This is a genomic window from Chryseobacterium daeguense DSM 19388 (assembly GCF_000430825.1).
In the GTDB taxonomy this organism is placed as follows: Bacteria; Bacteroidota; Bacteroidia; order Flavobacteriales; family Weeksellaceae; genus Chryseobacterium; species Chryseobacterium daeguense.
The window spans coordinates 439,690-450,817 of the sequence record NZ_AUMT01000002.1; the positions used below are offsets into that span (position 1 = coordinate 439,690).

The following is an 11,128-nucleotide window of genomic DNA, read 5'->3' on the forward strand; positions in this document are numbered from 1 at the left end:
TCATGATTCCAGGAAAAAACACTGCTGTGGAGAAAAATGATTCTCAAAAGGAAAAGTATGGTTCTTTTTCATTATTTGATATTGAACATTTTTTAAGAAAAGTATTAAGAAATTGGTATTGGTTTGTGCTTATGCTGTTTATTGGCTATGCTATTTCTTGGATATATAGCAGGTATTACGCACAAAATGTTTATGCTTCAAATTTATCCTTAAGCATATCAAATAATACATCAAGTTATTTTACACCGAGCCAGTCCATTAACTTTATCTGGGGGCAAGGAGGAAATCAGGATGGAGTTTATCTTAAGAAAATGCTTTTATCAAGAACACACAATGAATTTTTGGTAAAAGAATTAGATCTTTTTGTGAATTATTCTACTAAAGGGGTAATCAAATCCACATATCTTGATAAGGATGATTCTCCTGTATTTGTACAAATCGATAAAAAACATCTTCAGCAGGTTAATTACCCTTTCACTTTAATTCCTAAAGGAAACAACTCTTACGAAGTAGTGTTACCTGGTGAAGGGCAATCCACCAATTTATACAATTTTACATCAGAAGGATTTGTAAATGTCACTCCTTATGAAAGACCAGCAAATAAGATCATAAAAGTAGGGGAATGGTATGATTCACCAAATCTAAAATTTAGATTAATTCAAAACCCATTAAAAACAAAAATTAAATTAGATAATATTATTGTTAATTTACTTACCATAAACCAGTCAGTTAACGATATTGTTTCCACTATAGGGGTAGAATTTGATAAAGAAATTAACACCATTATGATTATTACCAAAAAAGGTTATAATCTTAATAGCACTGTAAATTTCCTTAACAGATCGGTAAGCCAGCTGCAGAAAAAAAGACTTGCAGATAAAATACAGGTAGATAAAAATACAGATGAGTATTTACAGGGCAACCTTACTACCATCAGAAGAAAACTTGATTCCAGCGCCAATGTCCTGAATTATATGAAAACAACCGAAAAGTTGTATGATATTAAAGACAGGGATGAAAAATCGTTGACAAGAATTAAAGAACTTGAAGCTAAAAAGGCAGACCTTGAAAGCAAAATCACATCTTTAAACCAGATCAAAAATAGTCTCGAATCCCAGAATTTTGATAAGATGATCAATACAACAGCAGCAGGCTTCCAAGATGGTATGTTTACTGCTTCCGTATCAGAATTAAAGGCGTTATATCTTAAAAGAAGAGAAATGGCTTTAATCTATAAGCCTAATTCTGAGCCGATGCAAGAGATCAACAGATTGATAGATGAGGCTAAAACGGGGTCTTCGGGTGCTTTAAGGAATTATTATGCCGGGTACTATAACGAAATAAACAGAATTAACCAGCAGGTAGCTGATGCAAATTCTGATTTATCCTCATATCCCGAAAAGCAAAGAAAATATCTGGACGCTGAAAGAGGCTACAATATGATTGAAGCTACTTACAACAGCTTATTGGGAAGACAGAATGAAACGCAGATGAGAATGGCAGCCAACCAATCGGACATCAGTGTTATTGACCCTGCAAAAAATGTTGGTCAGCCGCCTATCGGTCCCAATATTAAAGCGGCAAAAGCCGGAATTATCGGAGGATTGTTAATTTTACCATTGTTGTTTATTTTAGTAGGAGAATTCCTGGATGCCAAAATCAGAAATATCAAAGAATTGCTTAATGCAACAAGAATTCCTTTGCTGGGTGTAATTGGGAATAACTCAAATGAAAACATGCTTACAGTGCTGGATCAGCCTAAATCTTCCGTTTCGGAGGCTTTCAGGGGAATCAGGGCGAACATGCGTTTCTTATCAGGAGAAAATGGGAAAAGCAAGGTTATTTTGATTACTTCTTCCATTGGTGGAGAGGGGAAAACTTATGTTTCCATTAACCTGGCTTCAGTTCTTGGTTTAAGCGATAAAAAAACCATTCTTTTGGGAATGGACCTTAGAAAGCCTAAAATTTTCGGAGATTTTAAAATTGATAACAAATACGGTATCTCAAATTATCTTACGGGAGAAGTGGACATAGACCAGATTATCAATAAAACAAGGATCCCGAATCTTGATGTAGCGACTTCAGGACCTATTCCGCCGAATCCTTCAGAGCTATTGATGAGTGATAGAAACATCAAGTTCATCGAAGATCTTAAAGAGAGATATGATTTTATTATCATTGACTCTCCGCCGGTAGGTCTGGTTGCTGATTCTTATGAATTAATGAAATATTCTGATGCCAATATCTATGTAGTTCGTCACGAATACACAGAGAAATACATGCTGAAGATGATTACTGAGAAATATCATAATGGTGAAATTGACAAGTTAGGACTGCTGTACAATGACTATAATACGAAGCAGGGATATGGCTACGGTTACGGTTATGGCTATGGTTACGGCTATGGATACGGCTATTTTGACGAGGATAAAAACTATAAAGAACCATTGTTGATAAGAATTAGAAACAAAGTTCGGTCAATATTCAATAAAAAATAATACTTTTAAGCCCTCATTTAATGGGGGTTTATTATGTGACGAAAATTTTTGAATCTATTAAAAAAAGAATATTTTCTTCAGTTTATCGTTTACTTTATAACAAATTATGTTTTTTTGTTTATTTTTAACTAAACATTAAGATTATCATTAATATAAAAATGTTTTATATTTGCAAAAATTAAATTTTAAAATAACCATAAATCCATATTCTTTTATGAATAGAAAATTATTGTTTAGCTTCCTTGCCGCTCTAGGAACTGTGGTAAGTGTAAAAGCTCAAAGAAACGAATTGGGAGTTCGTCTAGGTATGAGTAACCTGGTGGGTGATATAGGAAGAACGAATTATATTTTACAAAAGCCATTGGATTTAAGTAGAGCATCAGAATGGGGTGTTCCATTTTATGGGGGTATTTTATATAGATTTAATTTTAACCCACATCAGACTGTAAGATTGGATCTTGGATATAACCAAATCCAGTTTAGTGACAAGGTTGCGAAGGAAGAGTACAGAAAGAACAGAAACGCATACGGAAAAAACGATGTGTATGAAGCAAGTTTGGTTTTCGAATACAACTTCTTCCCTGTGAATAATGAGCAGAAGAGTATGGTGAGTCCGTATATTTTCGGTGGGGTAGGTGCTTTGCTGTTTGATGCGCCTAAAGTTACTTTAAAGCATGATTTCAGAAGAGACGCAGATGGTGTAGCGCAGGCTCCTATTAATGAGCTTGATTTTACATCAACACCGGAGTACTCTACAGGAATGAAAACTACAATGCATATTCCTTTTGGAGTAGGCTTGAAATATAAATTTAATTATAACTGGGCTATCTTTGCTGAAGCTACATTCAGATATACGATGACGGATCAGCTGGATCATAGTAAGATCTTAAGCAAAGATTTGGTATCTTCCTATAACGGAGATATTTTAAGCCCGATAACAGGAGGCTCTCTGCTTGAAACTGATGCTTATTACGTAGTATCTAAAGAAAGAGAAGCTAAATTGTTAGGAGAAAGAAATATTGGAGATTTTAAGTCGAAAGACTGGATGAATACGGTAAGCTTAGGACTTACTTACTCATTTGGAAGACCTCCGTGCTATTGTGATTAATATGTCGTTGATAAAAGATAAAATAAATCCTGAGAATTTACCAAAGCATGTTGCTATCATCATGGATGGTAATGGAAGATGGGCAAAATCTCGTGGCGAAGAAAGAACCTTCGGACACAAGAATGCCATTGATGCCGTAAGAAATGCCATTAATGCATGTAATGAAATACATATTCCATACTTAACGCTTTATACCTTTTCTTCAGAAAACTGGAATCGCCCGGCGGAAGAAGTAAATACTTTAATGAATTTACTTGTAGAAACCCTGTTGCTGGAGGCTGAAGAGATTTTTACAAAAGGGTTAAGAATGCATGTCATTGGAAACCTAGATAAACTTCCGGACCTGGTAAGAGATCAGCTTCTTCAGGTGGTGGAACTTACAAAAGAAAACACAAAAGGGAATTTGGTATTGGCGATCAGCTATGGTTCGCAAAACGAAATACTGAATGCCGTAAAAAGTATAAGTGAAGACGTAAAAGAGGGTAAGGTAGATGTAGAAAAAATTGATGAAAAATTATTCGAAAGCTATCTATATACGAAAAACTTCCCGCCGGTAGACCTGTTAATCAGAACGAGCGGTGAGATCAGAATCAGTAATTTCCTCCTTTGGCAGATAGCTTATGCAGAGCTGCAGTTTTTAGATGTTCTGTGGCCGGACTTTACGAAAGATATTTTCTTCCAGTGTATTGTAGATTATCAAAACAAGGAAAGAAGATTCGGTATGACCGGGGAACAAATAAAGATTCAGTAAAAATTAAGAAAAGAAAGACTACGATAAAATGAAGTTTAGACTATTACCCATCATTATGTTTGTTGCTTCTGCACATTTTTATGGACAGGTAACTCCACAGGACAGCACAAAGGTGAGCAATTCTGTACAAGCAGAAAACCAGGCAGGAACATACACTTTGAAAGACATCGTTGTAGATGGGGTGAAAAAATATACACCGGCTCAGATCTTGAGATTTACAGGGTTATCAAAAGGTGAAACTGTAGACATTCCGGGACAGAAAATCAGCAACGCCGTAAAAAAACTTTGGGATACACAATCTTTCTCAGAGGTTGAAGTGTACGTTCAGAGCGTTGAAGGTGAGACGGTTATCTTGAGGTTTTACCTGCAGGATCTTAAAGATCTTGGAGAAGTAAAATTCGCAGGTAAAGGAATCGGAAAATCTAAAAGCGAAAAATTAGCTAAGGATAATAATCTTAAGCCGGGAACTAAAATTACTCAAAACTTAGTTTCAAGTCTTAAAACAAATATTCCTAAAGATTACATCAAGAAAGGATTTGCAGATGCTAAAATTACTATCCAGGATAAAGTAAATGCAGGAGATCCTAATCTGGTAGACTGGACAATCAATGTTGATAAAGGAAAAAGAGTAAAGATCGATCACATTGAGTTTGAAGGAAATCAAGCGGTGATTGACAGAAAGCTTAGAAACAAAGCCTTTAAAGAAACAAAACAAAAAAGATTTGGTATCGGCGGGATCCTGAAATCTTCAAAATTCATTGAGGAAAAATATCAGGAAGACAAGCAAAACCTTATCAACTACTACAACTCTCTTGGTTATAGAGATGCTGCAATTGTTTCAGACTCTGTTTGGAGAAACAATAAAAACAATTACGAAATCAATGTAAAACTAAAAGAAGGTAAGCAATATTATATCGGTGACGTAACGTTTACCGGAAATACGGTTTACTCTACAGATTATTTACAGAGACTTTTAGGTTACAAAAAAGGAGATATTTACGATGCGGTAGGTTTCAATAAAAAAGTAGGAGAAGACGGGGGTAAGGAAGATGATTCTGATATCAAGTCTGTTTACATGAACAACGGTTACCTTTTCTCAAATGTAACACCGGTTGAAAAATCTGTAAACGGAGACAAAATCAATCTTGAAATCCGTATCAATGAAGGGGAAAAAGCAACCTGGAACAGAGTAACATGGGAAGGAAACACTACAACCCATGACCACGTAATTCTTCGAGCTTTAAGAACAAAGCCCGGAAACCTTTTTGCTAAAAGTGATATTAAAAGAACATATTTTGATTTAGCCGGGATGTCATTCTTCGATCCACAACAGATCGGGCAGGATATTCAGCCGAATCAGCAGGATAATACGGTAGATATAAACTGGAAATTAGTAGAAAAAGGTTCTTCTCAGGTTCAGTTGCAGGCAGGTTACGGTGGTAACAGCTTCATCGGAACATTGGGATTGACGTTTAACAACTTCTCATTAAGAAATTTCCTTAGGTTTAAAGACTTTAAGCCGGTTCCTCAGGGTGACGGGCAGACATTATCTATCCAGGCACAGGCAGGGCAATACTTCCAGAACTACGGTATTTCATTTACAGAGCCATGGTTATTCGGGACAAGACCTACTGCGCTTTCTGTAAGTTTAAACAATTCAAGGGTAAAATACTCTGATGTTTACGGAGATGCTCAGAAACTGAATATTTTCTCAGCTTCAGTTGGTTTAAACAGACTATTAAAGTGGCCGGATGACTATTTCTCATTATATACCGGACTTCAGTACCAAAACTATAAGTTTAATAATTATCCGTTCGAGTTTGGAGATACGCAGGTAAGAAATGGTAGTGCCAATAACTTCAGTATTAATTTAGGTTTAAGTAGAAACTCTGCAGGTATAGACCCTATTTTCCCAACAACAGGATCTAATCTTGATCTTTCTGTGAAATTTACACCACCGTACTCATTGTTTAGCAATAAAGATTATACTACAATGGCTCCGGCAGATAAATACAGATGGATGGAATTCTATAAAGTGAAGTTCAAGGCTGATGTTTACAACGAAATTGTTGGAAAATTAGTCCTAAGATCTTCTGCTGAAATGGGATTCATGGATGGCTATAATAAAGATCTTGGAGCTCCGCCATTTGAAAGATTTTATGTAGGGGGTACCGGTTTATTTGGAGGTAGATATGATGGTAGAGAATTAATCCCTTTGAGAGGTTACGAAAATGCTTCTCTTAATGGAGGGGATCCAAATCAGGGAGATATTACTCCTGCAGGTGGAGGTACTATTTATAATAGATTTACGTTAGAACTAAGATACCCGATTTCATTAAATCAGACAGCAAAAATTTATGCATTGACATTTGCTGAAGGAGGTAACGTGTGGAATTCGTGGGGGAATTACAATCCATTCCAGCTAAAAAGATCAGTTGGTGTAGGGGTAAGAGTTTATATGGGTGCATTTGGTCTTATTGGATTTGATTTTGCCTATGGATTCGATAAGCCGATCGGTGGAACAAAACCAGCAGGATGGAAGACACACTTCTTGATGAACCAGTCATTATAATTCACAATATGAAAAATTTTAAAATTGTCTTCTCAATTGTATTCTTACTTATTTTCGGTGCTGCCAATGCACAGAAGGTTGGTGTTGTGGATACTGATTATATTTTGAATAAGCTTCCTCAATATAAGGAGGCGGAAGCAAGGCTTAATGCGCAGATTGATACTTGGCAGTCTGAGCTTCAGAACCTGCAGTCAGAATATGAACGTAAAAGATCAGCTTTTGAAAGTGAAAAAGTACTTTTAATTGGCGATCAGCTGAAATTGAGAGAGAAAGAGGTGATGGATTTGGAGAAAAACATCAAAACCACTACCAGTTTACGTTTCGGAGCTACCGGGGAGATCAAAAAGCTGAGAACAAACCTGGTTCAGCCTTTCCAGGATCAGATCTGGAACGCGATCAAAACCATGTCTGAAAAAAACGGATTGGGCATAGTTCTTGATAAAGCCAACAACATTAATGTCATTTTCCTTCAGAAAAGATTCGATTATACAGACAAAGTATTGGATATTTTACTGAAAGGAAGCGAGAAAAAAGAAAAAACTAACTCCAAAAAATAAAAGTTTAACTTTTATTAAATTTATAGATCTAAAAACAAATTAAATTATTTATTTACCAATTATGAAAAAATTAAGTGTATTATTTGCAGCGGTAATGATGGTTGTATCGGTAGGTATGGCAAAAGCTCAAAAAATTGCTACTTTAGATGTTATAGGTGTTCTTAACGCAATGCCTGAGAAGAAAAAGGCAGATGCTGACCTTAAAACTTTCTTGGATACTAAGCAAGCTGAAATTAAAAAGAAAGCTGACGCCGGACAAGCTAAATTAAAGCAATACTCTGAAGAAGCTCCTAAGAAAACTGCTGACGAAAACAAAGCAAGAGAAGCTGAATTAGCAAAAATGCAGGAAGAAATCCAGCAAATGAACGACAAAGCTCAAAAAGATTTTGTTGCTAAACGAGATACTGCTTACGAACCAATCGAGAAAAAACTGAACGATGCTGTAACTAAAGTTGCAAAAGCAAACGGTTACGATTATATCATGGATACAAACTCTTCTGCTTTCGTATACAACGGAGGGCCGGATGCTACTGCAGCTGTGAAAAAAGAATTAGGTGTTCAATAATTTTTGATAATTAACAAACATTTATAAAACTTACCATCTCTCATAGAGGTGGTTTTTTTATTTTTGCAGAATGGAAAAAGAAGTATCAACCACGGTAAAAGTCCGGTTTAGCGATTGTGATCCGATAGGTCATTTAAATAATGTGAAATATCTGGAATATATGTTTAATGCCAGAGAAGATCATGTGGAAACATTTTACGGTTTCACCTATGAGGAATATACAAAGCAGACAGGCTGTACATGGATCGCAATTCAAAACGAAATCGCGTACCTAAGAGAAGTAAGGTACAATACCTCGGTTGTTATCAGCAGCAAAACAATAGAAGTTCAGGACAGAACAGCAAAAGTGGAAATACTGATGAAAAGTCTTGATGAAAAAACCATTCATGCCGTTTTATGGGTAACGGTGATTTATTTTAATCTTAAAACAAGGAAATCTGAAGTTCATCCTGAAAATATTAAAGAAACATTTGGAAAATTCTATGTAGATTTGGAACAGAAAGACTTCCAGCCGAGAGTTAAATTTTTAAGATCACAAAACGCAAAAAATTCATGAAAAAAATAGTAGTAGTTGGAGGAAACGGTCAATTAGGAAATTGTATCAGAAAAATTTCATCGGATTTTGAGCTGGATTATGAATTTATTTTTACGGATTCCCAAACTTTAGATATTACAGATGAAGATTTGGTTAATAGCTTTTTCAATGAAAACAAACCTGATTTTTGTATCAATGCATCGGCCTACACCGCGGTAGATCTGGCCGAGAAAGAAAAGGAAAAAGCATTTGCTGTTAATGCAGACGGTGTTGCACATCTTGCACAGGCTTGTGCGAATCATAAAACGGTTCTCATTCACGTTTCCACGGATTATGTTTTTGATGGTGAAACCAATTTATGTTATTCTGAAGACGATTTCACTAATCCTATCGGAGTTTACGGAGAATCAAAATTAAAAGGCGAAGAGCTGGCTTTAGATAGTAATCCCAAAACAATTATCCTGAGAACCTCATGGCTATATTCAGAATTCAATAAAAATTTTGTAAAAACAATGCTCCATCTGTTCTCGCAAAAAGAAGAACTGGGGATTGTTGCGGATCAGTACGGCCAGCCTACCAATGCAAATGATTTGGCGGAAGCAATCATGGAGATCATTGAAGCAAAGCAGAAAACATTCGGGATTTTCCATTTCTCAAACTATCCGGAAACGACATGGTTTGAATTCGCACAAAAGATTGCAGAGTTTTCAAAATCTAAAATTAAATTAAATCAATTAACAACCGACCAATACCCAACACCGGCAAAACGCCCGAAAAGAAGTACCATGTGCCTTGACAAAATAGAGGAAATCTACAAAATAGAGCCAAAACATTGGGAAAACAGTCTTGAAGAATGTGTAAACATCCTTGCACAATAATTATATAGCGAATGAAAAAAATAATAATCGTTGTTTTCGTTTTTTTGATGCATTTTTTCAATGCACAAAATGTGTATCTCACGAAAGTCGAAAAAACAAAAGAAAATACAGACAAGTTCTTATATAAGATAGAATCAGAAATAAAAGACGCAGAATATCTTGGAGAAGTGGAAGTTCAGGGATTTTCAAAAGATGATGCAGAAGTTTTTTCGTTAATATATAAAAAGGCAAAAGAAATCGGGGCCAATACATTTTCATTAAAACCTTTTGAAAACGTTGATGGTTCACTGCAAAACTTCAATCCGGCAAATTATAGATTAGCCTTATATTATTTACCAAAAGACAAATTGCAAAATCAAACAGGCTATTTATATCTTTTCGCATCCTCGGAAAAAGATCAGAAAATTGCTTTGAACAAAAAAGATTATGTTATTTCGCCGAGATCTTATTTATTATTAAAAACAATTCCGGGAGAAATTTATACTATCTCTACTAAAAAACTGCTGGGTTCTACCATAAAAATACAACCCAAAGAAAATAATTCCAATCAATATTTTCAGATTTCAGCCTTGAAAGTAAAATCAGATGAGACTGGAGTTGGCGGACTCAACTTAAAGAGTGGCGACATCATCGGGTTAGAAAAATCCTTCGCGGAATTTTTAAGTACCATATTTAGTAAAGATAAGCAGAGCAATTAAGCTCTGTTTTTATTTTTACGTTCTGATTCGCCAAGTCAGCATCATTTACTCAAACTCTCAGTTTCTCTAACCCTTCATTTTTTCAGGAGCTCTTTCCGGCTATCCACTATATCTTTTTTGGGTGCGCCCTCCGCTTTGCTGCGGCCGCACCCAAAAAAGGATGCCGTCCTATCCGGGCTAGGATGTTGGAGAGGTGGCTTCGAGAGCCTCAGCCACCATTGAAGCAGCAGTTTTAATTCAATCCTTCCTCCTTACATACTACAAGTTCTAAATACACAAACTTCCCCTCCTCCGGAGGGGTGTCTAAAATTCAAAGAATTTAAGACGGGGTGGTTTAAAAGTATCAAACACTTTAATCTTCTCGACACTATATAGTAAGGCTCTTTCCAAGTTGTTCTTTATTCATTTAATTTCATATTCCATTCTAAAACATGCCTCAAAATCAGCAAAACCGCTCATCATGAACCCAAAATTCAGCCCTTATTTCAAAATTCGGTTATTGTGGATAAGTATCATTGCTGTTTTAAACGAAATAATATCAATAAGTTAAAAGCAAAAGTTGCCCACAATAGAAGTAAACAAAATGATATTATGTTAAATAGATTAGGATTGTATTACCCAAAGCCCCTATCTTTGCCCCACTGAAAACGAGAAGTTAGTAAGTAGCGCAGAAGAGCCTTTGGGTAGGCATAAAGATTAGAAACACTTCAAAAAGAGATAATCAGGATAAAGCACTTTTTCATTTAGTTTTAAATAAAAAAAATAAATAAAAAAAGTTGTGGGATTAAAAAAGATTAGTATCTTTGCAGTCCGGTAAAACGGGAAGCGCAGGAGTATTTTGAGAGGGTGTTGGTGAAGGGTTTAAGGTTACTTAAAAAACTTTAAAATTCTTTTAAAAACATTTGGTCATAAAGAAAATAATTTTTACTTTTGCACACGCAAATACGGAGCTGAAACTGACAGAAA

9 protein-coding genes are annotated in these 11,128 nt (G+C 35.6%); all 9 read left to right on the forward strand.

Annotated features, from left to right (window positions below; genetic code table 11):
• Positions 1–2 precede the first annotated feature (2 nt).
• On the forward strand, positions 3–2,498 hold the full coding sequence (locus H560_RS0104510; RefSeq protein WP_027378942.1) for a polysaccharide biosynthesis tyrosine autokinase: 2,496 nt from the start codon (positions 3–5) through the stop codon (positions 2,496–2,498).
• Positions 2,499–2,712: 214 nt separating this feature from the next.
• Positions 2,713–3,606 (forward strand): type IX secretion system protein PorG, encoded by an 894-nt coding sequence (gene porG, locus H560_RS0104515; protein ID WP_027378943.1) that lies wholly within the window; start codon positions 2,713–2,715, stop codon positions 3,604–3,606.
• Position 3,607: 1 nt separating this feature from the next.
• Entirely contained in the window at positions 3,608–4,357 is a 750-nt protein-coding gene (locus H560_RS0104520) for an isoprenyl transferase (RefSeq protein WP_027378944.1), read from the forward strand.
• A gap of 28 nt (positions 4,358–4,385) precedes the next feature.
• Positions 4,386–6,929 (forward strand): outer membrane protein assembly factor BamA, encoded by a 2,544-nt coding sequence (gene bamA, locus H560_RS0104525; protein WP_027378945.1) that lies wholly within the window; start codon positions 4,386–4,388, stop codon positions 6,927–6,929.
• 8 nt (positions 6,930–6,937) lie between these two features.
• On the forward strand, positions 6,938–7,486 hold the full coding sequence (locus H560_RS0104530; protein ID WP_034752178.1) for an OmpH family outer membrane protein: 549 nt from the start codon (positions 6,938–6,940) through the stop codon (positions 7,484–7,486).
• Positions 7,487–7,547: 61 nt separating this feature from the next.
• Complete coding sequence (locus tag H560_RS0104535) at positions 7,548–8,051, forward strand: OmpH family outer membrane protein (protein WP_027378946.1); 504 nt, start codon at positions 7,548–7,550, stop codon at positions 8,049–8,051.
• 70 nt (positions 8,052–8,121) lie between these two features.
• Positions 8,122–8,607 carry an acyl-CoA thioesterase gene (locus tag H560_RS0104540; RefSeq protein WP_027378947.1) on the forward strand — a complete coding sequence of 162 codons (486 nt, stop codon included), beginning with the start codon at positions 8,122–8,124 and terminating at the stop codon, positions 8,605–8,607.
• Entirely contained in the window at positions 8,604–9,464 is an 861-nt protein-coding gene (gene rfbD, locus H560_RS0104545) for a dTDP-4-dehydrorhamnose reductase (RefSeq protein WP_027378948.1), read from the forward strand. Before H560_RS0104540 ends, rfbD begins: the two co-directional genes overlap by 4 nt.
• An 11-nt stretch (positions 9,465–9,475) precedes the next feature.
• A complete protein-coding gene (locus tag H560_RS0104550; RefSeq protein ID WP_027378949.1) occupies positions 9,476–10,162 on the forward strand; it encodes a hypothetical protein in 687 nt (228 codons plus the stop codon).
• The last annotated feature ends 966 nt before the right edge of the window (positions 10,163–11,128 follow it).